Below are 25,811 nucleotides of genomic sequence, written 5' to 3'. Positions count from 1 at the left end.
GGCCGCACGCCGCGCGCCGGACCACGGGCCCCGTGGCCCCGTGGCCCGGCCATGGCCGATCCGCGCGCGCCCGATAGAATTGGTGGTGGAAGAACCGGGCCCCGAGCCGGCCCGAGCCCAAAACACCGGCAGGAAAGCGCAACCATGAACCCTGAACGCATGAACGTTGAGTCCTTCAACCTCGACCACCGCACGGTAGCGGCACCCTATGTGCGCGTCGCGGACCGCAAGGTGCTCCCGCAGGGCGACGTCATTACCAAATATGACGTGCGATTCACCCAGCCGAATGTCGCCCACCTGGACATGAAGGCAATCCACTCCCTCGAGCACCTGTTCGCCGAGTCCTCCCGCAACCACTCCGCCTCCGTCATCGACTTCTCCCCCATGGGCTGCCAGACCGGCTACTACCTGATCCTGCAGGGCGAACCCGATGTCCCGGGAACCGCGAACCTCATCGAGGCCACCCTCACCGACGTGCTCAAGGCCACCGAGGTCCCGGCGGCCAACGAGATCCAGTGCGGCTGGGGCGCAAACCACTCGCTCGCCGATGCCCAGGACGCCGCGCGCACCTTCCTGGCCCAGCGTGGAGTCTGGGAACAGGTCACCGCGTGAGCCCGATCGACGTAATGGTCATCACCGCCATGGAGGAGGAAACCCTCCCGTTCCTCGAGCGTGCCTCCGCGGTGGGCGACGAAGTGCGCATCGGCAACTCGATCCAGCGCACCGGCACCCTTGACGGGCTCAACGTTCTCTTCGTCCGCGGCGGCATCGGCCTGGTCAACGCCACCGGCGCCGCCACCGCGGCCCTGCTGCGCGCAGGCCGGCAAGCCCCCGGGGCCCCGGCGCCGCTGGTCATCAGTGCCGGCAGCGCCGGCGGACTGGGTGAATCCGTGCGGGTGGGAGACGTCGTCGTGGGCTCGGTGGTCATCAACGCCGATGCCGACGCGCGCGCCTTCGGCTACGAGCTGGGTCAGGTGCCGGGCATGCCCGCCTCCTATCCGGTGCCGGCGGCCCTGCTCGAGGCCAGCGACATCGGCACCCCCGGGCACGGCATCGTGGAGACCGTGCACCACGGGCTGCTGGTCTCCAGCTACTCCTTCGTCGGCCACGAACGCTCCGTCGTCATCAAGGAGCAGTTCGCCGGCGTACTGGCCACCGACATGGAATCCTCGGCGATCGCCCAGACCTGCGCCTCGTTCGGCGCCCCGTTCCTGGCGATCCGCGGGATCTCCGATCTGTGCGGGCCCGCCTCCGACGCGGACTTCCTGACCCACGTCGATGACGCGGCCGACCGATCCGCCGAAGTCGCCGCGGCCGTGGTCGGCTCGTGGGTTGCCGCAGGAGCTCCTCGGCACGGGAACAAGCCGGCCTTCGCCTGACACCGCGGTGCGTCAACAGGGCGTGCCCCCACCGCCCGGTTGACGCACCGTCCGCGGGCATCCTGGTGCCACGTTCGGGTGCGGCTACCTTCCCGGTGTGCGACAACCCCGCCCGGCGGCCTTGTCGCACACCGGCCATTCGGGGCCGTGGTACCGCCTGGCGATGCCGATTCACGGATTCCGCAGCCAACGGGCCCCTGGACCGCGCAGTGCCGCAGGCCCGGCCCGGAATCCCGCCAGTGGCGAACGCAACGCGGCGGCGGGCGCGGATCCCGCCCTCCGGCCCGCCCGAGGCTCTCCGGCGCCGAAACCGCATCGCCCGCCGCACCAGTCCCCGCGCGCCAAGGCGCGCGTGCCGGCCGGCGCCGCATCGGCCACCTTGCGCCTGGCCGCCGGGTCCTGCAGGCACTTCCCGTGGAAACCAGTTCGGGGCATACTTGCCGCAAGCCACCAAACGCCGTGAAAGTGCCATGCACCAGAGGATGGAGGACCCCTTGGGCAACGACAAGACAACCGGCAGATCACCTGCACCCCACGATGCCCGGCAGCGATCAGGATGGCGACAGAAGTTCGTGGTCGAAGAGCGTTATATGCCCGCAGCCACCAGACGCCGGCTCTACACCACCTCGGGCGTCCTGGCGGGCACGGGCCTCATCGTGTTTTTTGTGATGCTATTCGGGGTCCTGGGCCATACCGGGTTCCAGCATTTCGACCAACCCGTCAACGAGTGGTTCATGGCCCGGCGCCAGCCCTCGACTACCGGCTTCATGATCTTCCTGACAATTGTCTTCGGGCCCGTGGCCATGCCGATCATCGTCTTCATTGTCGTTGCCACCTGGCTCATCCTGGCAAAAAATGCGTGGCGGCCACTGGTGCTTGCCGCGGCCATGTCCGTCGGGATGGTGATCGCAGTGACGTTGCTCCCGGTGGTGCGGCATCCGCGGCCGCCGGTCGGCCTCATGCTCTTGCAAGCGGACACCTCGTACTCCTTCCCCTCGGGACACGTCGTCGGGGCGGCCGACTTCCTGCTGGTCCTTGCCTATCTCATCGCCAGCCGGCAGCGCAGGCTTCTTGTGACGCTGTTGCTTTTCGCCGTGGCCATCGCGGGAACCCTGGCCCAGGTGGCAAGCCGGATCTACCTCGGTTACCACTGGATCAGTGACACCGCCGCATCCATCGGCATCGCCCTGGTGATGCTCGGGGCAGTCATTGCGGTGGACACGGCGAGGACCGTGGGGATCCCGGGCGAACAAGTTCGCGGAACCCACTCCCGGAAGCAGGTCGATGGCACATGAATGCAGGACAGGAAGCCCGCCAAACCGTCAACCAGGTGCGAAACAGTGCCGCGCTTTCCAGGATCGCCCGCATCGGGTATGCCGCCAGTGGCCTCATGCACCTGCTGATTGGATACATCGCCATTCGCATTGCGCTGCACCATGGCGGGGAAACCGACCAGTCCGGCGCCTTCGCCCAGCTGGTCAAGCTGCCGGGCGGCAGGGTCGCGGTGTGGATCGCCGTTCTCGGATTTGCCGCCCTGGGGTTGTGGCTGCTGCTGCAGGCGGGACTCGGAATCGGTTCTTCGTCGAAAAAACGCTGGGCCCGCAGCCTGGTGTCGCTGGGCAAGGCGGCGGCGTACCTGGCGCTGGGCTGGACCGCCCTCTTGATCGCCCTCCACCGCTCGGCCAGCTCCGCCTCAGGCTCGCGACGGGCCAGCGGAACCCTGCTCTCGCTTCCCGGTGGCCAGGCGATCCTCATCGCCGTGGGGGTCGCCACGACGATGGTCGGTGCCTACTTCGTCTACAAGGGACTGCGGCAAAAGTTCCTTGACGACATCAAGCTTCCCGCCGGCGGCGCGCAGAAGGCGGTCATGTTCCTGGCCATGACCGGGTATGTTGCCAAGGGCATCGCCGTCATCGCGGTGGGGGTCCTGTTCATCGTCGCCGCAGTCACGGTGAAGCCACACGATGCCAGCGGGCTTGACGGCGCCCTGAAGTCGCTCAATGCCCTGCCCTTTGGCGAAGCGCTGCTGATCCTTGTCGGCGCCGGAATCATCGCCTATGGCTTGTACGGCTTTGCCCGGACGTGGCTGGCACGTCTTTAGTCCGCCCCCACTGGCGACGCCGCAGCAGGTCCGGGCCGTTACGGGACCCGCGCGGTCCAGGCGTCGGTGGCGAACTTCGAGGCGGCCAGCGCCCGGGCGGCTTCCCGCGTGGCCGCATCGATCGCCCCGGTGGACGCGCCGTAGCGGCGGGTGAAGGTGTCGATCATGGTCGAGACGATGTCCGCGCGGCTGAGCTGCGACTGGCTCTTGAGCGGATCCACGCGCTTGACCGCGGAGGCAATGCCCTTGTCTGAGATTTTTTCCCGGCCGATGCGCAGCACCTGCAGCATCTTGTCCGCGTCGATGTCGTAGCTCATGGTCACGTGGTGCAGCACCACGCCGCCAGCCAGGCGCTTCTGCGCGGCCCCGCCGATCTTCCCGGCGTCCGTGGCAATGTCGTTCAGCGGCTTGTAGTGCGCCTTCACGCCCACCGAGGCCAGTGCCTCCATGACCCAGGCGTCCAGGAACGGGTAGGAATCCGCGAAGCTCATCCCGTCGACCAGGGACGAGGGCAGGTAGAGCGAGTACGTGATGCAGTTTCCCGCTTCCATGAACATCGCACCTCCCCCGCTGATCCGACGGATGACCTGGATGCCGTGCTCGGCCGCGGCCTGCGCATCGACCTCGTTGCGGACCGACTGGAAGGAGCCGATCACCACGCCCGAGTCGTTCCAGTCCCAGATGCGCAGGCTCGGGCCGCGTTCCCCGGAGGCGACCTGGCGGGCGATGACCTCGTCGAGGGCCACGTTCTCGATGATCGGCATCGTCTGCGGTCCGATGACTTCCCAGCGGTGGTCGGTCCAGGACGTGGCATGGCCCAGGGCGCGGCGCACCACCCGGGCCACGGCGTCGGCGTCGAAACCGAACATCACCGCTCCCCCGCGCAGCCCCGCGGCCACGGCATCGCGGACCGCCTGGTGTTCGACGTTTTCCGGCAGGCCGACCAGGGCCTCGTTCAGGTCGGCCAATGCCTCGTCGGGCTCCAGGAAGAAGTCCCCGTTCAACGAGGAGACGGCAATCTTCCCGTCCGCCACCAGCAGGTCGATGACCACCAGCTTGCCGCCGACCACCTTGTATTCACCATGATGCGTATAGCCCTGTGTCATGGACTCCATCCTATCCACCGTGCCCCGCGCCCCGCCAAGCGGCCCCTGTTCCCGATGCGGGGTGCGGCGGGTTAAACAGCAACGGGACCTTCCCGAAAGGAAGGTCCCGTGTGCAGGCGTTGCGGGGGAAGAATTACTTCTTGCCGCCGAAGCCCTTGAAGCGTGCGTTGAAGCGCTCGACGCGGCCGGCCGAGTCCATGATGCGCTGCTTGCCGGTGTAGAACGGGTGCGAGGCAGCCGAGATTTCGACGTCGATGACCGGGTAGGTGTTGCCGTCTTCCCACTCGATGGTCTTCTTGCTCTTCGCGGTCGAGCGCGTCAGGAACTTCTCGCCGGAAGCGAGGTCGTTGAACACGATCGTGTTGTACTGCGGGTGGATATCAGCCTTCATGGAAAAACCTTTGTTCACGTCACTGGATTTTGCCAGCGACCAAATGTGCAAAACCGGCTTGCGGGATCACGAAGCCGACGTTCCAGTGTAGCCGGACACCCCAAGGATTCTGCAATTCGCGCGCGCCCGCACGACGGTTCCAGGCACGCCAGCCCCGGGTTCAGGGGGTGCGGCGGCGCAGTTCCCAGAATGCAACGGCGGCGGCGGCCGCCACGTTGAGCGAATCGGTGCCCGGTCGCATGGGGATCATTACGTGCCGGTCCGCTGCCTCCAGCACCACGTCGCTGACCCCGGCGCCCTCGGTGCCCAACACCAGCACCAGGCGTTCGATGTCCAGCGCGGCCACGGCGTCGATGTGCTCGGCGCGTTCGGTCAACTCCATCGCCGCGACCTGGAATCCGGCCGCCGAAAGCGCCGGCATGTCCCCGGGCCAGGATTCCAGGCGCACCCACGGAACCTGGAACACCGCGCCCATGGACACCCGCACGGCCCGGCGGTACAGCGGGTCGGCGCTGCGCGGGGTCAGCAGCACCGCATCGATGCCCAGGGCTGCGGCGGAGCGGAAGATCGCGCCCAGGTTGGTGTGGTCGACCATGTCCTCCAGCACCGCAACCCGGCTTGCCGTGCGCAGGACGTCGGCAAGCTCCGGTGGAGCGGGCCGGTGCATCGATGCCAGGGCGCCGCGGTGCAGGTGGAACCCGGTGACCGCCTCAAGGACCTCGTCGGGCCCCACGAAGACCGGCACGTCCGGGTGCGCCTCCAGCACGTCGGCGAGCCCGGCCAGGCGCTTGGGCGCCATGAAGAAGGAACGCGGGCGGTGCCCGGCGGCCAGGGCACGGCCGATGACCTTGGCGCCCTCGGCAATGTAGCGCCCGCTGGCCGGGTCCGACTGCTGGCGCAGTGCCGCGTCGGAGAGCGCCGCGAAGTCGGCGATCCGCGGGTCCTGGGCCGTGCGCAGGAACACCAGCCGCTCCCCCAGGCCGGGGCCCGCGGCCGCGCGGACGGCCGCCTCGGCCTCGATTCCCGGGGGCATCAGGAACCCATGAAGAGCTTGGCGAGCATGTTGGCCAATGCAACCAGTCCCAGCATCACGATGACGGCGCGCAGCCAGCCCGGGGAGAGCCTGCGCCCGACCTTTGCGCCGATGAACCCGCCGATGAGCGAGCCCACGGCGATCAGCAGCACCACCGGCCAGTGGATGCGTTCGGGGGCGAAAACCAGGTAGGAGATCGCCGCAACCAGGTTCACCACCAGGGACAGCACCACCTTGATGGCGTTGGACTGCTGCAGCGAGGCATGCAGGAAGATCCCGAACACGGACATCAGCAAGATGCCCTGGGCGGCGGTGAAGTAGCCGCCGTAGATGCCGATGAGGAAGACCAGCACGTAGAGCAGGACGCCCACGTGGGACTTGTCGGCTTCGGCCGGGTTGATCCCGACGCTGGCGGCCTGCCGCGACTTGGCCCAGGCCGAGAGCCTGGGCTGGAAGACCACCAGCAGCAGTGCCAGCACGATCAGCACCGGGGCGACATAGCCGAACACGGTGTCGGGGAGGTGCAGCAGCAGCCAGGCGCCGATCAGCCCGCCGACCAGGGAGACCGGGACCAGCTTGAGCATCGTCCGCCAGACGCTTGCGGCCTCCCGCCGGTAGCCCCAGGCTCCGGAGAACCCGCCGGCGACCAGGCCCATGGCGTTGGAGACCACCGCGTTGACCGGGGCAAATCCCAGTGCCACCAGCACCGGGAAGGTGACCAGGGTTCCGGAACCGACGATGGTGTTGATGGTCCCGGCCCAAAGGCCCGCGAAGAAGATGATGATGTCGCGCCACAAGTCCACGTCGGATACCGCTCCTGAAATAGTTGAATTGTGCTTCGGAACAGGTGTGCCGCACCCCGGAAGCGGGATGCGGCACACCTCAAGGGCCGCCGGGGCTAGCGCTTGGCGACGGCGCTGTAGCGCCCGCCCTCGGCCCGCAGGCTCAGGGGCGTGTTGAAGGTCTCCGAAAGGTTTTCCTCGGTCAACGTCGTCTCGATGGGGCCGGCGGCTACCACGTGGCCCTCGCGCAGCAGCAGCACGTGGGTGAAGCCCGGCGGCACCTCCTCGAGGTGGTGGGTGACCAGCACCATTGCCGGGGCCTCCTCGTCGGCGGCAAGTTCGGAAAGCCGCGCGACCAGGTCCTCGCGGCCGGCCAAATCCAGTCCGGCGCCGGGCTCGTCGAGCAGCAGCAGTTCCGGATCGGCCATCAGCGCCCGGGCGATCTGCACGCGCTTGCGTTCCCCCTCGGAAAGGGTCGCGAAGGGGCGGTTGATCATGGTGGACATGCCCCAGTCGTGCAGCAGCGCGAAGGCGCGGCGCTCGTCCATCTTCTCGTAGGCCTCGCGCCAGCGCCCGGTCATCCCGTAGGAGGCGGTCAGCACGACGTTGAGCACGTTCTCGCCCTCGGGGATGTGGTTGGCCAGGGCCGCGGAAGACAGGCCGATGCGTGGGCGCAGCTCAAAGACGTCGACCGCCCCGAGCACCTCGCCCAGCACCCCTGCCACGCCGCGCGTGGGGTGCATTCGGGCACCGGCAATCTGCAGCAACGTGGTTTTTCCGGCGCCGTTGGGCCCCAGCACCACCCAACGTTCGCCCTCCTTTACCTGCCAGTTGATATCGGTCAGTAAATCTTTGCGTCCGCGTACCACGGAGACGTCGGCCAGGCCCAGCACTTCATTCATGGGTAAAACACTAGGCCAGTGACCCGGCTTTGGCCCAACCGGACCCGGCCGTTCTGCTGCCGCGGTGCCCCGCGCAACAAACCACGTACCGTTTTGGGCCAACGCGCCAAGCCACGGGAGAATACAGGAATGCAATCCACCGCCTTCATCGTGTTTTATTCCGCCGCAGCCTCCTGCCCCGAACCCGTCGGGCTGCGCCGCACCCTGGCCGCAGCCGGCCACGGGGTCATCGAGGAGACGGCGTTCACCGGCGCCGGGCGCAGCGGGGCACGCTGGGAGGTTGCCGGGACGGTGCGCCAGCTCCGCGCCCTGGTGAACCCGCTGGACGCCCAGCTGGCCCGCTCCGATGAACCCGCGGTGCGGGGCACCGCGATCGCCGTGGTCCCGGCCGAACTGGTGCGCGCCAAGAAGCTGCTGCTGGTGATGGACGTGGACTCGACACTGATCAAGCAGGAAGTCATCGAGCTGCTCGCCGCCCATGCAGGCCGCGAGGCAGAGGTTGCCGCGGTCACCGAGTCCGCGATGCGCGGGGAGCTGGACTTCGCCGCCTCGCTGCACGCCCGCGTGGCCACGCTGGCCGGGCTTGATGCGGCGGTGATCGACGCGGTGCGTGCGCGCCTGGAACTGTCCGACGGCGCCGTCGAACTGATCGCGGCCTTCAAGGCCGCGGGACACCACGTCGCGGTGGTGTCCGGGGGCTTCGCCCAGATCCTTGATCCGCTGGCCGCCGAGCTCGGCCTGGACTTCGCCCGGGCCAACGACCTGGTCATCGCCGAGGGCAAGCTGACCGGGGCAGTGAACGGAACGGTCGTGGACCGTGCCTTCAAGGAAGTGATGTTGCGCACCTGGGCCAAGGAACTGGGTATCGCAATGGAACACACCATCGCCGCCGGCGACGGCGCCAACGACCTGGACATGGTCGGCGCCGCGGGGCTTGGCGTGGCGTTCAACGCCAAGCCGATGCTGCGCGATGCCGCCGATGCCCGGATCGACCTGCCGCGACTGGACATCATCGCCAACTTGGTAGGGATCTGATAACAATTTGCTGCTAATCACCGGTTGATTACTCCTTCGTTTGGAGCCCACCGGTAGGATGCAAAGGGCGGCACGGCCATGGTGCTGTGCGTCGCCACCCAAGTCACGGTACGCCGGCGTGCCCCCGATGGAAGAGAACCAGTCGTTTTGCTTAGTGAAGAATTGGGCCGCAGACAGCGCAGCCCGGAACGCAAGTCACGTCGCGGCTGGCTCATCGCCGGCGCGTCGGTCGCACTGGCCGCTGGCCTGTACGCCGGTGCCGCCGCCTTTGTAGGCTCGCAGATCCCCGCCAACACCACGGTGCACGGGGTCAACGTCGGCTCGCTCTCGGCCGAGGCCGCACGCCAGGTCCTCGAGCACAAGCTCGCACCCGAGGCCGCCAAGAAGATCACCGTGGCGGTCAACGGCAAGGAAGAAGCCCTCGATCCGGCCACCGCAGGCCTGGGCGTGAACATCGACCAAACCCTCGACGGACTCACCGGTTTCGACCTGAACCCGGCCAACCTCGTCAAGCGCGTCACCGGCCAGCTGCACATCGAGCCGGTCCTGGAAGTCGACGACGCCAAGCTTCGCGGCGCCGTGGAGGCGCTGGCCCCAAAGTTCGCGGCCACGACCACCGAGGGCACGCTGGCCTTCGACGGCGCCAAGCCCGTGCTGAAAAAGCCCGTCACCGGCGTTGAGCTGAACCTCGACGAATCGGTATCGGTCCTTGCCAACGGTTGGTTCGACGCCGCGGACCCCATCACGCTTCCGGCCACGCTCACCGCCCCCAAGACCTCCTTGGAAACGCTCGAAAAGGCGCTCGACGAGACGGCCAAGCCGCTGGTCGACGGCCCGATCACGCTCACCGACGGGAAATCCAACGCCTCGCTGAGCCCGGTCCAGCTGGCCGGCGCCGCATCGTTCAAGATCGCCGACGACGCGGTGGCCATGTCCCTGGATCCGAAGAAGCTGGCCGAAGCCGCCAGCGAGGGTTCCGACGGGTTCAAGTCCTCCGCCAAGAACGCACGGATCGTGCTCTCCGGCGGCAAGCCCACCGTCATTCCCTCGGAAAACGGCAAGTCCATCGACGAGAAGGGCCTGGACAAGCTGGTGCTGGCCGCTTCCCTGGACCAGGACCGCACCGCCAACGTCAAGCTGGCCACCACCGTTCCGGAGCTGACCACCGAGGCGGCGAAGAAGCTTGGCGTGAAGGAAGCCATCGTGAACTTCTCGACCCCGTATCCGGCCTCCGACACCGTGCGCACCAAGAACCTCTACGCCGGCTCCAAGCGCCTCAACGGCGTGCTGGTGAAGCCCGGGGAGATCTTCTCGCTGGAAAAGGCCCTGGGCCCGATCACCGCGGCCAACGGATACTTCGGTTCCGGCGTCGTGGTCAACGGATTCGCCACCGAGGCCGTGGGCGGCGGACTGTCGCAGATCTCCACCCAGATGTACAACGCCGGGTTCCTGGCCGGGTACGACGACATCACGCACAAGCCGCACAGCCGCTGGTTCGACCGCTACCCCGCCGGCCGCGAGGCCACCCTCTGGGAGGGCCAGGTCGACATGGCGTGGAAGAACAACACGCCCTACGCCGTCATGATCGAGGCCTGGGTCGGTGGTGGCCGGGTGCACACGCGACTGTGGTCCACCGACTACTGGACCGTCAAGTCCTCCTCGAGCGCGAAGTACAACCTCACCAACCCGCGCACCACCTACAACCCGGCGAAGAACTGCGTGCCGGAAAACGGTGGCAAGAAGGGCTTCTCCATCAATGTCACCCGTTCGCGCAGCTCGGCGGACAAGACGCTTCCGGCGGAGACCAAGTCCTGGACCTACCAGCCCTGGAACAAGGTCGTCTGCGGCAAGAAGCCCTAGCGCCGGCCCGCAGCGCCCGCCCAGGAGGCGTCCGACACCCGACACCGGGTGTCGGACGCCTCCTTTTGCATCTGCGCCCCCAACCATCAAACCGCGGCATCGCCCCCCATATCGGCAACGGGTCGTTTCGCGTGGTCTGGACCCGTGGGCCGCAGCGGTGCACCTGTCAGGGCCCGGTTCTTCCCCTGTCGCCTGGTCACCTGGAGCCGGAGCTCGGATCCGACAGGCACCCCAGCGTTCCTCCCCCCTGCTGCTCTCCGCGGTCCTGGCGGTTCCCGTGGCGTTGGCCGCGGCCATTGGCGTGCGACGCATCCTGGGAGTCCCCGTCGGATGGCCGCGCTCCGTCGCGGTCGGCCTCGCCGTCTGTTTCGGAGGCGCCCGATGACCACGGTCCACCTGGCGAACTCCGGGATCGCCGGCACCGACGACGCTGCGAAGGCGCTGGTCCCCACGCTGATGCTGTTGGGCCTCTCGAACGCCTGGGCCGTCGCGTTGGGCACCGGCAGCCCGGGAACCCCGTGGGGCATGGTCAGCTCGATGCAGGGCCGAACCCCGGCGTGGCGGCCCGGACGGCCCAGGCCCTGGCCGCCACGCCGGGGAAACCCGGGGTCACGTTGATCAAGCTTGGCCAGATGCTGTCGATCCGGGCCGACGCGCTGCCGCGGAATGCATTGCCGAGCTGTCGATGTTCCAGACACGCGCCCAGCCGGAAAACTTCGGCGCCTTGCGCCCGCTGCCGGCGGCGGACCCGGGCCGGGACATGGACGAGGCCTTCGAATCGAATGGCACCTGGCCGCGGGCCTCCGCGTCGGTCGCGCAGCTGCACGCCGCGGTGCCGAGAAGCGGGCAGCAGGTAGGCGGTGAAGATCCAGCATCCGAGCGCCCGCAACCAGGGCACGGTCGATGTGGACGTCATCGAGCGGTACGCGCGGATCCTCGAACGGCGCACCACGTGGGCTCGGGCGCTCGGCCTCGAATCGCTCGCGGTGGGTTTCGGGGTCGCGCTGCGCGGGGAATGGGACGAGACCATTGAACTTGCGAAGCTGCGTGCGGCGGAACCTGTCCATGCCGAACAAAAAGATCGAGAACGGGAACCTGCAGGTCAATGTCGGGAAATTCGCCTCTTCCGTGGACCGCGGCGTTCTCGCGGGGCTGGTCCACGCCGGCATCATTCCGGGGATTTCCATCGCCGGGACCGGCAGCATCCTGCTGATGATCCCGGAATCAGGCCCCATGCCGGCGCGGAAGCTGCGGATTTGCCGTCGGCCTGCGCTCCCCGGAGCGGATCCTGGACACCGGGAAGTGGGAACTGTCCGCCCCCCTCCCCCGCAACAGCACCGGTGGGGGAACCCCTTGTCGGGGCCTTGCCCCGCGCGTAGAGTCTGGGAACCGAACCACATCCGAGGTGTGCCATGTCCAGGTCAGATGACCGTATCGCCGCGTTCCGCCGCTTGCACTCCGCGGGGTGCTTCGTGATGCCCAACCCCTGGGATGCCGGCAGCGCCCGTGCCCTGGAACAGCTGGGCTTTGCGGCACTGGCGACGACCAGTTCGGGGTTCGCCTGGACGACCGGCCACCCCGACCGCTCGGGAAGCATCGACCGGGTGCTCGCGCATCTGCGCACCATCGTGGATTCCGTCGGGGTGCCGGTGAACGCCGACTTCGAGGGCGGCTACGCGGTCGATCCCGACGAGGTTGGGGCAAACGTCGCCAGGGCCGTGTCCACGGGGGTCGCGGGGCTGTCCATCGAGGACGCCTCGGGCGACCCCGAAGAACCCCTGTTCGGTTTCGACCTGGCCGTGGCACGGATCCGGGCCGCGCGCGAGGCGATCGACCGCAGCGGGAGCGGGGTCCTGCTCACCGGGCGCTCCGAGGGCTTCGTCCATGGCCGCCCCGACATCGACGAAACGATCCGCCGCCTGCGTGCCTTTGCCGAGGCCGGCGCCGATTGCCTCTACGCCCCGCGGATCGACTCCATCGAGCAAGTCTCGGCCATCGTAGCCGCTGTTGCCCCCAAGCCGGTGAACCTCCTGGTCAATGCACCCTTCATGACCGTCACCCAAGCGGCGGGCCTCGGGGTGCGTCGGATCAGCGTGGGTGGCACGCTGGCGCGCACCGCCTGGGCCGGATTCCTGGAGGCCGCACGGGAGATCGCCGAGGAAGGGAAGTTCACCCGGTTCGAGGGCCTGCCCGACGTCGATGGCCTGCTCGGCAGTTGAACCGACACCGGCCCGAAGGCGCACCCGCAGAAGGATTCCCGCTTCCCTGACGGGAGGCGGGAATCCTTGGGCTGCCGGACCGCGGTCCGGCAGGGGGATGAATGCTGCGGGCTACTTCTTGAGGAAGTCCCCGGCCCCGCCCACGTACTCGGTGTGGCCGGTCGGGACATCTGCGGTGACCATCGCGGCCACCTCGCCACCGAACTCCACCACGGAGTACAGCTTGCCGGCGGCGGCACGGCGGGCTTCGATGGCGCCGGGCTCTGCACGGTCCAGCAGCGTCGCGGTGATGGTTCCCTCGATCATGTCGCCGGAGACCACCACGAAGGTGATGCCCTTGGCCTCGAGTGCCGGGATGAACTCGCGCAGCGCCAGTTCCCCGGCGCGCTTGGAGCGGGCCACCGGCTCGTAGGCGTCCATGGTTTCGACCTGGTCGATGAAGTGTGCCTGGTGGCTGGTGACGAACACGACGCGGGAGCCCGGGGCCATCTTCGCGGTGGCCGCCTCGAGCATGGCGACCTGGGCGTCGCGATTCAGGCGCAGCGCGTAGTCCTCGCCGAGGCCCGATTCCATGCCGCCGGAGGCGTTGAGCACCAGCACGTCAAGCGAGCCGAAGTTCTCGATCGCGGCATCGACCAGTGCCGCCGGGCCCTCGGGGCCGGTCAGGTCGGCGCCCACGGCCACCGCGCGGCCGCCGGCCTCGGTGATGCCGGCAACGATCTTGTTGGCGCGCGGCGCCTTCTGGCGGTAGTTGATGACCACGCCGGCACCTTGTGCGGCGAGGATCTTGGCTACTTCGGCGCCAATGCCCCGGGACGACCCGGTGACGATCGCGGACTTGCCCGTGAGGTCGGTCATTTACACTCCTTGTGGATCACTGCTTGAAAATCATTGGTTCCCCGCCGGTGCTCCGGAACTTGGGGTGTCCGTACAAATACCAGGACGCTGGTTTCAATCCTGCCAGCACCGCATGGGGAGGAGACTTGTAGGAATCCTCCAAACAAGTCTAGTCCAGGGCGGCTCGGGCCGGCGCAGGCCGTGCGCCGCCTACTGTGCCGGGGGAACCTGCCCGGGGCTGTACCAGAGAACGTCGTCACCAAACGCATTCTTGTAGGCCAGGCGCGGGACGGAAAGGTCGACGCCCCGGAACACCAGTTCCCCGACGGCGCATTGCCCCGGGGCCAGGGTGTCCCGGCGCAGCTGCGCGCCGCTGTCGACGAGCCGCGCGTAGGCGTATTGCTGGTTGAGCAACGCAAAGTCCGCGGGCGCGACGCTGCGCTGGGTTTCCGGCGGAAGCTCGGCACCCTTGGTGTCGGACCCGGCGCAGAAGCGCACCTGCACGGCCACCTGGGACTCCGCGTCGGTCGGGGCCGTTGGCTGTTTCTCGAAGCCGGTGGCGGTGATCGTGGTTCCGTTGCCCAGCCGCGCCGTCTCGCCAATGGTGATCCGACCGGTGACCTGCGGGTCATCGATGTTGGTCACCGCGATCATCACCGCCAGGCAGGCGACGAGCGCAGCGGAGCCCGCCAGCAGCCAGGCCGGCCAATGCCTGGCCCGCCGGCGGCCATGCCGCAGCGCCGCCGGGTCGGCGCCGTTGTTGATCTGCAGGCGCGGCAGCCCGGCCAGCACGGGCTCGAGGTGCCGTTGCAGCGCCCGCTGGCGCTTGAACAGCTGCGGGTGGAAGGTGAACACCTGCTGGTCCTCGTCGATGATTGCCAAGGTTCCTGACGGATCCTCCAGGACCGCAAGGATCGCCTTCGTCGCAATGCGCGTCTCGTGCTTGGTGCCTGCCCCGTGCCCCGCCGAACGGGTGCCCAGGGTGATCGAGCCTTGGCCGATGGCCAGCGTCGCGGACCTGCCGGTGGTCATGTCCCCGCCGGGCAGGGAACGGAAGGTGCGTTCACGTCCGGTTTTCCCGGCATGGGCCGGTCCGGGCTCCCCTGGTTCCAGGGCCAGGTGCAGGCACTGCGTTGCCTGGGTGAGTACCTGGCGCACGCGGGCGGTATCGGCGCCCGGATCGTCGTCGAGGCCCACCACCCTGCGTTCGCGAGCCAGTCGGGGGGAAAGCCCGTGGCGGGTCTCGCGCACCGCATCCTCCACCCACGGGTCCGGGACCATGGCCATGGTCTTGCCGAAGTCCATGAGCACGCGTTTCCGTGCCGACTCCCCGAGCGGATTCTCCGCAACAAGGAAGACACAGAATTCCGCACCGATGCCCAGCATGTCGATGCCGATCGCCGCGGGATCCTGCCCCGCGTTGGCTGCCGTTGCCGCCAGTTGGGCGCGAAGCAGTTCCGCTGCGGCCAGCCCGGCCGCGGAGCGGGGCACCAGGGTGGAGAGCAGGACCGGGTCCTCGCCGGCGGGCAGCGAACCGGTGCCGTTGCCCGTGGCCCGCCGAACCAGCGTGCCCGGCCCCTCCGGCAGGGGCCCCGCGGGCGAACCGCCGGTGTGTTTGGCCGTACCGTCGGCCCACAGCCGGGAAGGTTCCGTGCCCGAGGCGGCTTCGCGGACCGGGAACCCCAGACCAACCAGTGATTGCTCGGTGGTGAAGAACACCGCGCGAATCCGACCGGATTTGGGGTCGAGCCGGGGCAGCAGCACGCGGGCACGTTCGCATGCATCGGGTGCCGTCACCTGGATAGCCGCCAGTGCGCCCGCGTTGCGGCCGGTGCGCCGCAGCAGGTCGGCCGGCCACACCGGGTGTTCCGGGCGCATTGCAGATGTCTGGTCGGTGACGATCCAGCCGTCGAAGAGCCCCGGCAGCCGTCGCCAGGCGGCGGCGACGGTGTCCGTGGCGCCGCGGATCAGCAGTGTCGAGGTGTCCGTTCCCGCCTCGGCGATGACCTCGGGGAAGCCGGTGCGCCCGGCGCCCAGCTCCACGGGCCGTGCCAATTCGGTGCGCAAAGCGGACAGCGCCATTGACAGCGATCCGGTGGCCGCAACTTCTTCGTCAAGCAGACCGAAGCCGAAGGTGACGCCGATCCTGGTCTGGATGTCCTCGTCGTCAAAAAATTGCCAGTTCGTTCCGGCCCAGCCAGTCATCCAGATCCCGCATCGTGTCGAATGGTTTCCCGGTGCGTGGCCGCAGCGGCTCATCAAGGCTACCGGGGCACGCTGGCGGGGTTTTCACATTCCGATCCGTCCGGCGCGCCGAAACCGCTGCCCGTTTCCGGTCGTGTCCGCATCGGCCGGCCCTCGCTGTGGCGGCCCCTCCCGGTGCCGGCAGCGCGATCGGGCGGGCTTAGGCCAGTGCCGCGCGGACCATGTTGCTCAGCGCCTTGCCGTCGAAGCGGCCGGCGACCTTCTCGGTGACCAGCTTCATGACCGAACCCATCTGGCGCATGCCCAGCTCGTTGCCCTCGGCCCGCAGCGTTGCCACGGCCTCCGCGACGATGGCCTTGGCCTCGTCCTCGCTCAACGCGGCAGGCAGGTACGCCTCGATGATGGCCGCTTCTTGTTCCTCGGCGGCCGCACGATCGCCCTGTCCGGCGTTGGTGTAGGTGACGGCGGTTTCGTGGCGACGCGCAGCTTCCTTCTGGAGCAGGGAAACCACGGCGGCATCGTCGAGTTCGATGGGCGTCTTGCCGCCCTTTTCCCGGGTGTTGATCTCGCCGAGCAGGTTGCGCACGGTGGTCAGCTCGACCTTGTTGCCGGCCTTGAGGTGTGCGGTCATGTCCGCGCGGAGTCGGTCCTTGAGGGTTTCCATGGTGGCGTCTTCTTCCCGTCGTAACCCGGCAGGCACGCGGTGCGGCTGCACCCGTTTTGATGCCGGTATCACCAACAGTTTATTGGTTGCGGCGCGAGCACGTCCTATCCGGCGAACCGCGCGGCTGAAAACGCAGGCATTTGAGCCGGCACACCGGTGCCACTTGCTGCTTCTCCCCCGCCACCGGTGTGTTGTTGGCCCAGGGCCCTCCGGTGTCCGCGGCATTCATTGGAGGCGGGCATCGCGCATGACGCACCCGGTTGAAAATTGGACTAACTCAAAAATTTACCTAGATATATTAATTGTCTATAGTTCTGAACAGGCATGAATGGGTGAGGCAGCCAGGAACCCCGATGTTTTCGCCTGGCGCGGCCGCCGCGGAGCCAGGCGCACGGAAGTGCGGCCGCCACGGATGCCGTGACGGCCGTCAAACCCTGCTTTTGGCTATCCCCCGCTGCCGGGTCTGTCCGCTTTGCCCGGCGTCAGTGGCCCATGCCCAGGCCGCCATCGACGGGGATGACGGCGCCGGAGATGTAGGCTGCCTCGTCGCTGGCGACCCAGCGCACCACGTTGGCAACTTCCTCGGCCTCGGCAAAGCGGTTCGCCGGGATCGATGCCAGGTAGCCCTTCTGCGTGGCCTCCGGCAGCGCGGCGGTCATGTCCGTGTTGATGAAGCCGGGCGCCACGACGTTGGCCGTAATGCCGCGCGAACCCAGTTCGCGGGTCAGCGAGCGGGCCATGCCCACCAGGCCGGCCTTGGAGGCGGCATAGTTGATCTGTCCCGGGGATCCGTAGAGGCCAACGACCGAGGAAATGAGCACCACACGGCCCTTGCGCATCTTGATCATGCCCTTGGATGCGCGCTTGATGACGCGGAATGCGCCGGTGAGATTGGTGTCGATGACCGAGGTGAAGTCGTCCTCGTTCATGCGCAGCAGCAGCATGTCGCGGGTGACCCCGGCGTTGGCCACCAGCACCTGGACCGGTCCGTGCGCGGCCTCGACCTGCGTGAACGCGGCGTCGATGGATGCCGTGTCGGTCACATCGGCCTTCACGCCGTACAGGCCCTCGGGGACCTCGCCGCTGCGGTAGGTGATGGCGACCTTGTCGCCGTTGGCTTCGAAGGCCCGCGCGATGGCCAGGCCGATTCCGCGGTTGCCGCCGGTGACCAGAACGCTGCGGCCGGTGGGGGTTTCGGACATGGATCCTCCATAAGGAATTGTTGGTTGAGGGTGGTGGGCTGCGGATCCAATCCTAGCCCGAGCGCTGCCGAGGTGTTCCTGTGCCGCATCACCCGGCACGGTTACCGGCTTCCCTATGGGCGCCCACGGGAAGCCCAGGGAACGGGCCGTGGACCGCGGCCCGGGTGTTCGCTGCCCGCGCACCGGGCCGATTCGTACCACGGCGCAGGTCGGTGAGACAATGATGGGTGACGGATCGACGGAAGAACTATGAGCGAGCCACATAGCAATCATCACCACCATGACCAGGGCCCACCGGTCCACCGGATCACCGAGGCCCAAGAGTCCCATGCCGCGGAGCAGCATTCGCGCGTGCTGAAGTACACCATCTCGATGTCCGTGCGCCTGGCCTGCTTCATTGCGGCCTTCTTCGTGCACGGATGGCTGCAGTGGGTGTTCCTGGCCGCGGCGATCGTGTTGCCCTACATCGCGGTGGTGATCGCCAACGGCGGTGCCGACCTGACCAAGCGCCAGCCTGCGGCGGAATTCTTCGAAGGCGATGATCCGCGCCTGCTCACCACCGGATCCACAACCCCCAAAGAGGAATCAACGGCTGGCGACGCCCCCGGGGCCCGGGCGGCCGAAGCCGCGACCCGCAACGGGGACGTCTTCGAGGTCAACGAGGACGGCGAAGTCATCACCGAGCCCGCTGCGAACCCGGAAGCCGGGCACCCGGTGGCCGCCGCTCCCGGACGGTACGAGGCGGATGCCTCGGGCCCGTTCCCGGCAGACGCCCCGACGACCATCGACGGGTCCTTCGTGGAGGAACCGGAGCAGCCCGAACAGCCGCTGGCCGGGCACCACCGCGGCGGCTCCCATTGAGCATCTTCGACTCCCTGGGCGGCGGAGCACCGCAGGGTCCCACCGGCCCCCCACGCTGCTCGCGCAAGGGCTGCCGGAACGACGCCACCGTGCAGCTGCTGTGGAACAACCCCAAGATCCACACCCCGGAACGCCGAAAAACCTGGCTGGCCTGTGACGACCACGCCGACTGGCTCGAAAACTACCTCTCCGAGCGGCTGCTCTTCAAGGAGCGCCTGCCGCTCGTTGACAGCGACCCCGGCACCACCTCCTAAGGAGAACAAAGCAGCGTGTATCGATTCCTGGCCAGCACCCGCTGGATCGGCTGGTTGCTCCTGGTGTGCCTCTTCGCCACCACCTTCACCTTCCTGGGCAAATGGCAGATGGACCGCCGCGAGGGCGCCCTGACCGAGATTTCCCATGTGAAACGCAACTACGACGCCGAACCGGTCCCATACGCCGATGCAAGGCAGCTCTTCGAGCAGTTGCCGGCCGAAAGCAAGTGGACCCCGGTTTCCCTGCGCGGCAGCTACCTCGCCGAGGACCAGGTCGTGGTGCGCAACAGGATCTCCGGCTCCCGCCCGGGCTACGAGGTGCTGGTTCCCTTCCGCACCCTCGAGGGGACGGTGGTGATCGTGGACCGCGGGTTCCTACCCATCGGCAACAACAACGCCGGGCGCCCGGACGCCGTCCCCGCTCCCCCGGCCGGCACCGTCGAGGTAGACGTCCGGCTCAAGGCCGGCGAGCCGAAGCTGGACCGCGGGGCGCCCGAGGGCCAGCTGCCCTCGATCGACCTGCCCACCTACCAGGAGCAGCTGGGCTACCCGGTGGCCACCGGAAGCTACGGGCTGATGTACCTGGAAGATCCGGCAGCGGCCGATGCACCGCTCCAGCTGCAGCGTCCCGAGGAGGACGAGGGCCCGCACCTGTCCTACATGTTCCAATGGTTCGCCTTCGGCGTGCTGGTCTTTGTGGGTTTCGGCTATGCAGCCAAGCAGCAGGCGCGGATCAACCGCGAAGACCGCGACGAGGTTGCCGCGGCGGCCTTGCGCGGAGAGGAACCGGTGCTGCACCAGGCGCACCACATGCGCAAGAGGCCCAAGAAGCTGGTACGCCGCGACGGCAGCCCCACCGACGAGGCCACCGAGGACGCGTACCTGGACGAGCTCGAACGCCAGGCGGCCGAAAGGGACGCCGGGATCCCCGGGAGCAAGTAGAACCGGGCCCGGCGGATGGTTCCATATCCTTCGGGGTGGATACGGTGCAGTGAAATGCCCGACGGGCCATTCCGGCGAGCCCCATTCGATGAACACCGATTCGGCATCCACGACGGCACCGAGTGAACGATTGCCCGCCAGCGCCGCGGTATTTGTGCGTTCGGTGCCGGTCCACATGCCGGTGCAGCCCAGTTCCAGCCCGAGGGCAGCCAAGGCGCGCAACATTGCCGTGGCGATGCCCCGCCTCCTGAAAGCACCATCCACCAACGGTTCGTAGACGAACATTTCCGCATCCTTCTCCGGGTGCCGCATCACCACTCCCGACACGAATCCGAGCGCGGTTCCTTTCCCGCAGCGCACCAGCAGCAGGTGGTGTCCGGGCAACTGGAGGAAGGCCCCCCGCGCCGCGCCCGGTGACCGGGGAATCGAACGGCCCCGAGCCGGCGACCAGCTGCGCCGAATCTGCCGCGGGGCCGATGTTCCACTCGCTGGCGCCCATCGGTTGGTTCCATCCCGAGGGTGGGGGGATGGTTTTCCGTCCCTTGCGAAAAGCGCGCGGGCGGGTACGTCGAAACGGCCGTCCGGCCGGAATCGCGGGCAAGACACCGGCGAGCGATCCACCCGCTGCCGGCCGGTCCGCCACCGTCGCGGGCACGAAAAAGCCCGCCTTCGTCCCGGGGCGCCAACGGCACAGGAGGGGAACGAAGGCGGGCCGAATCCGGTTTAGGCCAGGGTGACGAGCTCCAGGTAGGAGTCGTTCCACAAGTCCTCGTCGCCGTCGGGCAGCAGCACCACGCGGTCCGGGTTCAGTGCGGCAACCGCGCCCTCGTCGTGGGACACCATGACCACGGCGCCCGTGAAGTTGGACAGCGCGCCGAGGATCTCGGCGCGCGAGGCCGGGTCCAGGTTGTTGGTGGGCTCATCGAGCAGCAGCACGTTGGCGCTGGAAGCCACGATCGTGGCCAGCGCCAGGCGGGTCTTCTCGCCGCCGGAGAGCACTCCGGCGGGCTTGGAGACGTCGTCGCCGGAGAACATGAAGGAACCCAGGATGCCGCGGACCTCCGCGTCACCCATGTGGCTCGGGGCGGCCGAGCGCATGTTCTCAAGCACCGTGCGGTCCACGTCCAGGGTGTCGTGCTCCTGGGCGAAATAGCCGATCTTCAGGCCGTGGCCCGGGACCAGGTCGCCGGTGTCGGGGTTGGACACCCCGGCGAGCATGCGCAGCAGCGTCGTCTTGCCCGCGCCGTTCAGGCCCAGGATGACGACCTTGGAACCGCGGTCGATGGCCAGGGAGACGTCGGTGAAGATCTCCAGCGAACCGTAGGACTTCGACAGGCCCTCGGCCATCAGCGGGGTCTTGCCGCAGGGGGCCGGATCCGGGAAGCGCAGGTTTGCGACACGGTCGGCGACGCGGACCTCGTCCAGCCCGCCCATCAACCGGTCCACGCGCTTGAGCATGGACTGGGCGGCGGAGGCACCCGAGGCGCGGGCCTTCATCTTGTTGGCCTGCGCCAGCAAGGTGGTGGCCTTCTTTTCGGTGTTGGCGCGCTCGCGCTTGCGGGCCCGCTCGTCGGTCTCGCGCTGGGCCAGGTAGCGCTTCCAGCCCAGGTTGTACACGTCCATGGTGGCGCGGTTGGCATCGAGGTGGATGACCTTGTTGACGGTGGCCTCAAGCAGCGAGGTGTCGTGCGAGATGACCAGCAGCCCGCCCTGGTGGTTGGCCAGGAAGCCGCGCAGCCAGGTGATCGAGTCGGCGTCAAGGTGGTTGGTGGGCTCATCGAGCAGCAGCGTCTCGGCGTCGGCATACAGGATGCGGGCCAGCTCCACGCGGCGGCGCTGGCCGCCGGAGAGGGTGGACAGCGCCTGGTTGAGCAGGCGCTCGGGCAGGGCCAGGTTGTTGGAGATCGCCGCTGCCTCGGACTCGGCCGCGTAACCGCCGCCGGCAATGAACTCGGCCTCGATGCGGTCGTACTGGCGCATGGCCTTCGCGGCCACGGCGGGGTTCTCGGAGGCCATGTCGTCCTGGCACTTCTTGAGCTTGCCGACGATGACATCCAGGCCGCGGGCCGACAGGATGCGGTCGCGGGCCAGCTGCTCCATGTTGGGGGTGCGCGGGTCCTGCGGCAGGTAGCCGATGGTTCCGGTGGAGGTGACCGAGCCGCCCGCGGGCGCCGTCTCACCGGCAAGCACGCGGGTCATGGTGGTCTTTCCGGCACCATTGCGCCCGACGAGGCCGATCTTGTCGCCCTTGTCGATGCGGAACGAGACGCCCTCCATGAGAAGGCGTGCGCCGGCGCGCAGCTCCAAATCGGCAACGGAAATCACGGTGACCCTTTCGGTAAAGTTGTACGGCCCTGTTGGGCAACCTACCCAGTCTACGCGGGTCAACCGCCCTTTGGCCCGAAGATGCGTCCAATCTCACGCCGCCGGGCGCCCGGCCACATCAGGACCTGGCGTTGCCGCCCTTGGTTGGCTGGGGCTCGGCCTTCGCTCCGGCGGACTTGGAGGTGACCTTGGAGTCCGGCTTTGGGTCGGCCTTGGTTTCCGGCTTCGGATCCACCTTCGCATCGACCTTCTCCACCTGTGCCTCAGCTGGCTTGGCCGTCGATGCGGCTGGCCCGGCCACGGGCGCCGGAGCGGGCTTGTACGCCGCCTGCTTGGCCCGGTACGCGTCCATCTGCACCAGGCGGCGGCGCAACGAATCGGCGCGGTGCGCATCCCCGCCGCTGGTGGCCTGGATGTGGTGGGTGCCGTAGTGCCAGAGCAGCACGTCGTCGAGCAACCGGTCAGGGCCCGGCGAGTAGCGATGGTCCAGGGCCGCGCGCACCGAGGTGATGACATTGGGTTGGAGCAGCTCGGCAAATTCCCGGGTGCCGGAAAGATCGTGGGCGGCCAGCAGTTCCGCGGCCCAGCCCCAGTCGTCGTCGGACTTGCGGTCCACGTGCGGCAGCAGCGTCTGCCAGATGAATTGGATGCGCTCGGCGGTCAGCGGCACCGCGCCCTCGCCCTCCGCGTCCCAGAACCCGGTGACGGTCTGGAAGCGTTCGTGCAGCTCGGAGAACTGGTCTTCCACCGCCTCGAGCATCGCGGCGGTGGCGGTGAACTGCCTGTCGATGTGCGGGCTCCAGGCGCGCGGCTCGGCGTTCTTGAAGCGGATGTCGTGCTCGATCTCGCTCCATGCGTGGGACAGGATGGTGCGGATCTGCACCTCGAAGACGAAGTTCCCGGTGATGCGGATATCCCCGCCGAGCTTCGCCTGGAAGTCGCGGACCACTTCCTCGCCGCGGGTCTTGAGGATCAGGTGGCGCGAGGAATACCCGTAGGTGCCCGACTCCACCGAGCCGATGTCCTTCTCCCGGTCCGAGCGGCAGTCGAAGTCGGAGCGGCGGCGCTTGATCAGGTTGGCCGCCTCGCGGATCTCGTGCGGCAGCTTGACGATGACGCGCACGCCCACCAGGTCGTGGATCTCGCGCAACGGGTTGGGGAACTCCAGGGCCGGCTCCTCGCCCTCCTCGCCCACCAGCATGCGGGAGGCCTTGTCGCGGAAGGACGCCACGGTCTTGACCCGGCTGACGACAAACAGCGGGGTATTCTCCGTCTCGTCGAAAAGCGACTCGATCCGGGTCCGCATGGACTCTGCAACGCGTTCGAGCATCGGGCGGGCTGCGGCATAGCGCTCCACACTCGCGCTGACTTCTACGCGCAATGATTCATCCAGGGTTTCCCAGGGGGTGCCCACACGTGCCTCCTACATACAAACGGCTGGTTGGGGGTGCTCTTGGATCAGCCTATCAACCGGCACCGGCGCGGCACCGCGAAGGCGCGGCACGGGGGCGCAAATCACGTCCCCACATGATGGCGCCCGTGGACGGAAAAGCCCGCGGCCCGGCGCTGGGGGCGGTCCCCCCGGCAACACCGGAACGCGGGCTTGGCCGGCCTGCCTCGGCCACCCACCTGGCCGTTGCGGCAAGGTTCCCCGGTGGATCAGCTCTTGGAATCCAGCGACTGGGCAACCTCGTCATAGAGCGGGGAAGCGCCGGTGCCGGCCATGGCCTGCACCTTGCCGGAGGCCACGGGCTTGGCTCCGTTCGACGAAGCCGCCTGGTTCTTTGCGGCGCCGGCCTTGGCTGCGGCGTTCGACGCGGCGCTTGCGCCGGCCATCGCGGCGGCGGGAGCCCTCTTGGCCTCGGCGAGACCCTCGGCGCGGGCCCGTGCGGTGGCCTCGGCCAGTTGGTCCTTGGCTGCGGCGAGGCGCTCGGCCTCGGCAGCCTGCGCATCGTTCATGGCCGCCTGGAAACCGTCGTCGTAGGCAAGTCCGTACTTCTCGGATTCGACGGCCTCTTCGTCGTAATCCGCGGCCGCGCGCAGTTCGGCGGCTTCGGCCTTCTTCTGGTACATGTGCACCGTCAGGTGGGTGATGGCCAGCAGAACCACAGGAGGCATCGCGGCCACGAGTGCCGAGACGAGCGGAGGCACGCCGTTGGAGATCGAGTCGACCGTGAGGATCGCGTGGGTCGAGTTCGCGGCGGTGGAGACGATGGCGCCGAAGAACAGCAGCGTCCAGGGATAGATCATCGCGCGGCGGTTGTGGCCGTTGAGTGCGACGATGGCCACGGTGGAGGCCACGATCATGCCGTCAATGATGATCGGCCAGATCCACGCCAGGTTCGCGTCGATGCCCGAACGCTGCGCCAGATCGGTCAAGGCCGCGAAGGACAGCACGAACGCGCCCACGGCGATCAGGACGGTGGCGGCCACCGCGGTGCGCAAGACTGCCTTGTGCGGTTCGTTCGGGATCTTTTCATTCATCTGGCTTCGATGCCTCAATCATTTGTGGGTCTGGTGTTGCGCTAATAGTGGCCGGCCGAACCTGCCGAAGGCATGGTTCCCCCATGGCAGACCAGTCCCAATTCTATGCGCTGGCTTCACGGGTTCCGGACCAATGGGTCTTTCATCGACCCCGCAACACCCTCCCCGGGGCAGTCTGTAGCGGCGCCGGGGAACAACGCGTCAACGAGCCTCGAAAGGAGCGCAATCCGCGCCGGAAGGCCCCCGGGGCTGCACGCTGGCCACCGGGACGGAGTAAGGCCATCGATTGTGTGGCAACGTCCCGGCGCCTGTGCCAATGATCACCACCAGCGGCCCACGGCCAAGCCTGCCCAAAGCGGCCGGGAGCGGCTATTGTTAAGCATGGATCAACCTTGCGTTCACCATGGGGCACGCCAGCCACCGGAACCACATGGATCCCACTCCCCACCCCCAGCTCTAGCAGCATTGACACGGTAATCAACGTGCGTCGCCCTAGGTGGCGCGCGATTGATGCGATCGGCCGTGCCTTACGTACCACAGCAGGAGAAGCTCACCTTCATGACAGCAATTGCCCCGGACCACGTCGAAAATTCCCTCATGGAACGCCGCTACGAGGACCAGATCGAACCCGTCAACCGTCTTTTGGACGAGACCCGGGCGCTTCGACCTGAGACCTCGGTATCCTTCGTTGATCCAGTGCACAACATCGAGGAAGCGCGCATCATCTCGCTGTTCTCCAACATCGGCATCGCCAACGAGACCGGCTTCATCGACGCAGGGTCGCAGGAAGCCTCCACCCGCATGCTGGGCATGCAGTGGCAGCTGGGGCTGCGTCCGGAGTACATCCTGCCGTGGAACGTCCACCCGTGGCACACACCCGGCGAAGCCAACGGCAAGTTCACCCCGCCGCAGATCACCTCGGGCCTCAAGCCGCTGCTGCGCCTGCTCAAGGTCGTGCCGCGCGCTTCTGTCCTGATCGCACACGGAACCGAGGCCCACCGCCTCTCCGAGCAGCTGGTCAAGACGCAGAACCCGCTGCTGTGGCGCCGCGGCTTCAAGACCTACAAGGTCAAGTCCCTCGACGGCCGTGCTTTTGCCGGCTCCCCGGAACGCCAGCAGGCCCACCTCGAGGAAATCTACGCCGCCTACTCCGACGCCATGGCCCGCACCGGCCTGGCCCCGGCCAAGTAGCCCCGCGAATTCTTCACCGGCCCGACTCTTGGATAAAC

24 protein-coding genes and 1 pseudogene are annotated in these 25,811 nt (G+C 67.8%); 12 read left to right on the top strand and 13 right to left on the bottom strand.

Annotated elements, in window-relative coordinates; translation table 11 throughout:
* Nucleotides 1–144: 144 nt before the first annotated feature.
* The 4 genes from DQ353_RS07595 to DQ353_RS07580 all read left to right on the top strand — a co-directional run bounded on the left by DQ353_RS07595 (nucleotide 145) and on the right by DQ353_RS07580 (nucleotide 3,480).
* A complete protein-coding gene (locus DQ353_RS07595) occupies nucleotides 145–612 on the top strand; it encodes an S-ribosylhomocysteine lyase (protein ID WP_113762164.1) in 468 nt (155 codons plus the stop codon).
* Nucleotides 609–1,379: a 5'-methylthioadenosine/S-adenosylhomocysteine nucleosidase gene (mtnN, locus tag DQ353_RS07590; RefSeq protein WP_113762163.1), complete on the top strand. Its 771-nt coding sequence runs from the start codon at nucleotides 609–611 to the stop codon at nucleotides 1,377–1,379. The genes DQ353_RS07595 and mtnN overlap by 4 nt, the downstream gene beginning before the upstream one ends.
* Before the next feature lie 572 nt (nucleotides 1,380–1,951).
* A complete protein-coding gene (locus tag DQ353_RS07585; RefSeq protein ID WP_286166675.1) occupies nucleotides 1,952–2,674 on the top strand; it encodes a phosphatase PAP2 family protein in 723 nt (240 codons plus the stop codon).
* The gene (locus tag DQ353_RS07580) at nucleotides 2,671–3,480 is read left to right on the top strand and encodes a DUF1206 domain-containing protein (RefSeq protein WP_113762162.1); all 810 of its coding nucleotides are present in this window, start codon (nucleotides 2,671–2,673) and stop codon (nucleotides 3,478–3,480) included. The genes DQ353_RS07585 and DQ353_RS07580 overlap by 4 nt, the downstream gene beginning before the upstream one ends.
* A 38-nt stretch (nucleotides 3,481–3,518) precedes the next feature.
* Here the strand turns inward: DQ353_RS07580 and lplAB are convergent, their stop codons facing one another.
* From lplAB to DQ353_RS07555, 5 genes are all read right to left on the bottom strand, one after another.
* Entirely contained in the window at nucleotides 3,519–4,586 is a 1,068-nt protein-coding gene (gene lplAB, locus DQ353_RS07575) for a lipoate-protein ligase LplAB (protein WP_113762161.1), read from the bottom strand.
* 133 nt (nucleotides 4,587–4,719) lie between these two features.
* Nucleotides 4,720–4,977 carry a type B 50S ribosomal protein L31 gene (locus DQ353_RS07570; protein WP_113762181.1) on the bottom strand — a complete coding sequence of 86 codons (258 nt, stop codon included), beginning with the start codon at nucleotides 4,975–4,977 and terminating at the stop codon, nucleotides 4,720–4,722.
* Between the two features lie 160 nt (nucleotides 4,978–5,137).
* Nucleotides 5,138–6,010 carry a TrmH family RNA methyltransferase gene (locus tag DQ353_RS07565; RefSeq protein ID WP_113762160.1) on the bottom strand — a complete coding sequence of 291 codons (873 nt, stop codon included), beginning with the start codon at nucleotides 6,008–6,010 and terminating at the stop codon, nucleotides 5,138–5,140.
* Entirely contained in the window at nucleotides 6,010–6,813 is an 804-nt protein-coding gene (locus DQ353_RS07560) for a sulfite exporter TauE/SafE family protein (protein ID WP_113762159.1), read from the bottom strand. Before DQ353_RS07560 ends, DQ353_RS07565 begins: the two co-directional genes overlap by 1 nt.
* A 95-nt stretch (nucleotides 6,814–6,908) precedes the next feature.
* Nucleotides 6,909–7,694, bottom strand: coding sequence for an ABC transporter ATP-binding protein (locus DQ353_RS07555; protein WP_113762158.1), 786 nt, complete (start codon nucleotides 7,692–7,694; stop codon nucleotides 6,909–6,911).
* Nucleotides 7,695–7,823: 129 nt separating this feature from the next.
* Between DQ353_RS07555 and serB the strand changes: the two genes are divergently transcribed.
* The 4 genes from serB to DQ353_RS07535 all read left to right on the top strand — a co-directional run bounded on the left by serB (nucleotide 7,824) and on the right by DQ353_RS07535 (nucleotide 12,808).
* Entirely contained in the window at nucleotides 7,824–8,729 is a 906-nt protein-coding gene (gene serB / locus DQ353_RS07550; RefSeq protein ID WP_113762157.1) for a phosphoserine phosphatase SerB, read from the top strand.
* Nucleotides 8,730–8,876: 147 nt separating this feature from the next.
* Nucleotides 8,877–10,589, top strand: coding sequence for a VanW family protein (locus DQ353_RS07545; RefSeq protein ID WP_286166672.1), 1,713 nt, complete (start codon nucleotides 8,877–8,879; stop codon nucleotides 10,587–10,589).
* Between the two features lie 381 nt (nucleotides 10,590–10,970).
* A complete protein-coding gene (locus DQ353_RS07540) occupies nucleotides 10,971–11,207 on the top strand; it encodes a hypothetical protein (protein WP_113762155.1) in 237 nt (78 codons plus the stop codon).
* A gap of 794 nt (nucleotides 11,208–12,001) precedes the next feature.
* Nucleotides 12,002–12,808 (top strand): isocitrate lyase/PEP mutase family protein, encoded by an 807-nt coding sequence (locus DQ353_RS07535; RefSeq protein ID WP_113762154.1) that lies wholly within the window; start codon nucleotides 12,002–12,004, stop codon nucleotides 12,806–12,808.
* Between the two features lie 111 nt (nucleotides 12,809–12,919).
* Here the strand turns inward: DQ353_RS07535 and DQ353_RS07530 are convergent, their stop codons facing one another.
* From DQ353_RS07530 to fabG, 4 genes are all read right to left on the bottom strand, one after another.
* Nucleotides 12,920–13,666, bottom strand: coding sequence for an SDR family oxidoreductase (locus DQ353_RS07530; RefSeq protein WP_071214955.1), 747 nt, complete (start codon nucleotides 13,664–13,666; stop codon nucleotides 12,920–12,922).
* A gap of 189 nt (nucleotides 13,667–13,855) precedes the next feature.
* Nucleotides 13,856–15,850 carry a hypothetical protein gene (locus DQ353_RS07525; protein ID WP_113762153.1) on the bottom strand — a complete coding sequence of 665 codons (1,995 nt, stop codon included), beginning with the start codon at nucleotides 15,848–15,850 and terminating at the stop codon, nucleotides 13,856–13,858.
* A gap of 199 nt (nucleotides 15,851–16,049) precedes the next feature.
* Nucleotides 16,050–16,514 carry a GatB/YqeY domain-containing protein gene (locus tag DQ353_RS07520; RefSeq protein ID WP_113762152.1) on the bottom strand — a complete coding sequence of 155 codons (465 nt, stop codon included), beginning with the start codon at nucleotides 16,512–16,514 and terminating at the stop codon, nucleotides 16,050–16,052.
* Nucleotides 16,515–16,996: 482 nt separating this feature from the next.
* Complete coding sequence (gene fabG, locus DQ353_RS07515; protein ID WP_113762151.1) at nucleotides 16,997–17,716, bottom strand: 3-oxoacyl-ACP reductase FabG; 720 nt, start codon at nucleotides 17,714–17,716, stop codon at nucleotides 16,997–16,999.
* A gap of 249 nt (nucleotides 17,717–17,965) precedes the next feature.
* Here fabG and DQ353_RS07510 point away from each other — a divergent pair, with 249 nt between their 5' ends.
* The 3 genes from DQ353_RS07510 to DQ353_RS07500 are packed head-to-tail and all read left to right on the top strand — an operon-like array spanning nucleotide 17,966 to nucleotide 19,773.
* Nucleotides 17,966–18,577, top strand: a complete 612-nt coding sequence (locus tag DQ353_RS07510; protein WP_113762150.1) for a DUF3099 domain-containing protein — start codon at nucleotides 17,966–17,968, stop codon at nucleotides 18,575–18,577.
* Nucleotides 18,574–18,831 carry an acetone carboxylase gene (locus DQ353_RS07505; protein WP_113762149.1) on the top strand — a complete coding sequence of 86 codons (258 nt, stop codon included), beginning with the start codon at nucleotides 18,574–18,576 and terminating at the stop codon, nucleotides 18,829–18,831. The genes DQ353_RS07510 and DQ353_RS07505 overlap by 4 nt, the downstream gene beginning before the upstream one ends.
* Nucleotides 18,832–18,846: 15 nt before the next feature.
* On the top strand, nucleotides 18,847–19,773 hold the full coding sequence (locus DQ353_RS07500; protein WP_113762148.1) for an SURF1 family cytochrome oxidase biogenesis protein: 927 nt from the start codon (nucleotides 18,847–18,849) through the stop codon (nucleotides 19,771–19,773).
* A 147-nt stretch (nucleotides 19,774–19,920) separates the two neighbouring features.
* Here DQ353_RS07500 and DQ353_RS22555 read toward each other — a convergent pair.
* The 4 genes and pseudogenes from DQ353_RS22555 to DQ353_RS07480 all read right to left on the bottom strand — a co-directional run.
* Nucleotides 19,921–20,379, bottom strand: a pseudogene (locus DQ353_RS22555) (GNAT family N-acetyltransferase); the annotation flags it as partial.
* A gap of 117 nt (nucleotides 20,380–20,496) precedes the next feature.
* Nucleotides 20,497–22,098 carry an ABC-F family ATP-binding cassette domain-containing protein gene (locus DQ353_RS07490; protein ID WP_113762147.1) on the bottom strand — a complete coding sequence of 534 codons (1,602 nt, stop codon included), beginning with the start codon at nucleotides 22,096–22,098 and terminating at the stop codon, nucleotides 20,497–20,499.
* Between the two features lie 118 nt (nucleotides 22,099–22,216).
* On the bottom strand, nucleotides 22,217–23,512 hold the full coding sequence (locus DQ353_RS07485) for a GTP pyrophosphokinase (protein WP_113762146.1): 1,296 nt from the start codon (nucleotides 23,510–23,512) through the stop codon (nucleotides 22,217–22,219).
* Nucleotides 23,513–23,757: 245 nt separating this feature from the next.
* Nucleotides 23,758–24,582 carry a DUF2637 domain-containing protein gene (locus DQ353_RS07480; protein ID WP_113762145.1) on the bottom strand — a complete coding sequence of 275 codons (825 nt, stop codon included), beginning with the start codon at nucleotides 24,580–24,582 and terminating at the stop codon, nucleotides 23,758–23,760.
* Nucleotides 24,583–25,140: 558 nt separating this feature from the next.
* Between DQ353_RS07480 and DQ353_RS07475 the strand changes: the two genes are divergently transcribed.
* Nucleotides 25,141–25,773, top strand: a complete 633-nt coding sequence (locus DQ353_RS07475; protein ID WP_113762144.1) for a uracil-DNA glycosylase family protein — start codon at nucleotides 25,141–25,143, stop codon at nucleotides 25,771–25,773.
* Nucleotides 25,774–25,811: the final 38 nt, after the last annotated feature.

It is taken from the genome of Arthrobacter sp. AQ5-05, assembly GCF_003287975.1.
Lineage (GTDB): Bacteria > Actinomycetota > Actinomycetes > Actinomycetales > Micrococcaceae > Paeniglutamicibacter.
The sequence above is the reverse complement of the archived record's forward strand: the minus strand, read 5'-3'. Positions and strand labels throughout refer to the sequence as shown.

Excerpts from the sequence above, each read along its gene's own strand:
- DQ353_RS07595 (WP_113762164.1), top strand. The coding sequence starts at position 145 with ATGAACCCTGAACGCATGAACGTTGAGTCCTTCAACCTCGACCACCGC.
- DQ353_RS07510 (WP_113762150.1), top strand. The coding sequence starts at position 17,966 with ATGAGCGAGCCACATAGCAATCATCACCACCATGACCAGGGCCCACCG.
- serB (WP_113762157.1), top strand. The coding sequence starts at position 7,824 with ATGCAATCCACCGCCTTCATCGTGTTTTATTCCGCCGCAGCCTCCTGC.
- DQ353_RS07530 (WP_071214955.1), bottom strand. The coding sequence starts at position 13,666 with ATGACCGACCTCACGGGCAAGTCCGCGATCGTCACCGGGTCGTCCCGG.
- DQ353_RS07580 (WP_113762162.1), top strand. The coding sequence starts at position 2,671 with ATGAATGCAGGACAGGAAGCCCGCCAAACCGTCAACCAGGTGCGAAAC.
- DQ353_RS07540 (WP_113762155.1), top strand. The coding sequence starts at position 10,971 with ATGACCACGGTCCACCTGGCGAACTCCGGGATCGCCGGCACCGACGAC.
- DQ353_RS07565 (WP_113762160.1), bottom strand. The coding sequence starts at position 6,010 with ATGCCCCCGGGAATCGAGGCCGAGGCGGCCGTCCGCGCGGCCGCGGGC.
- lplAB (WP_113762161.1), bottom strand. The coding sequence starts at position 4,586 with ATGACACAGGGCTATACGCATCATGGTGAATACAAGGTGGTCGGCGGC.
- fabG (WP_113762151.1), bottom strand. The coding sequence starts at position 17,716 with ATGTCCGAAACCCCCACCGGCCGCAGCGTTCTGGTCACCGGCGGCAAC.
- DQ353_RS07520 (WP_113762152.1), bottom strand. The coding sequence starts at position 16,514 with ATGGAAACCCTCAAGGACCGACTCCGCGCGGACATGACCGCACACCTC.
- DQ353_RS07475 (WP_113762144.1), top strand. The coding sequence starts at position 25,141 with ATGACAGCAATTGCCCCGGACCACGTCGAAAATTCCCTCATGGAACGC.
- DQ353_RS07480 (WP_113762145.1), bottom strand. The coding sequence starts at position 24,582 with ATGAATGAAAAGATCCCGAACGAACCGCACAAGGCAGTCTTGCGCACC.
- DQ353_RS07525 (WP_113762153.1), bottom strand. The coding sequence starts at position 15,850 with ATGACTGGCTGGGCCGGAACGAACTGGCAATTTTTTGACGACGAGGAC.
- DQ353_RS07555 (WP_113762158.1), bottom strand. The coding sequence starts at position 7,694 with ATGAATGAAGTGCTGGGCCTGGCCGACGTCTCCGTGGTACGCGGACGC.
- DQ353_RS07570 (WP_113762181.1), bottom strand. The coding sequence starts at position 4,977 with ATGAAGGCTGATATCCACCCGCAGTACAACACGATCGTGTTCAACGAC.
- DQ353_RS07535 (WP_113762154.1), top strand. The coding sequence starts at position 12,002 with ATGTCCAGGTCAGATGACCGTATCGCCGCGTTCCGCCGCTTGCACTCC.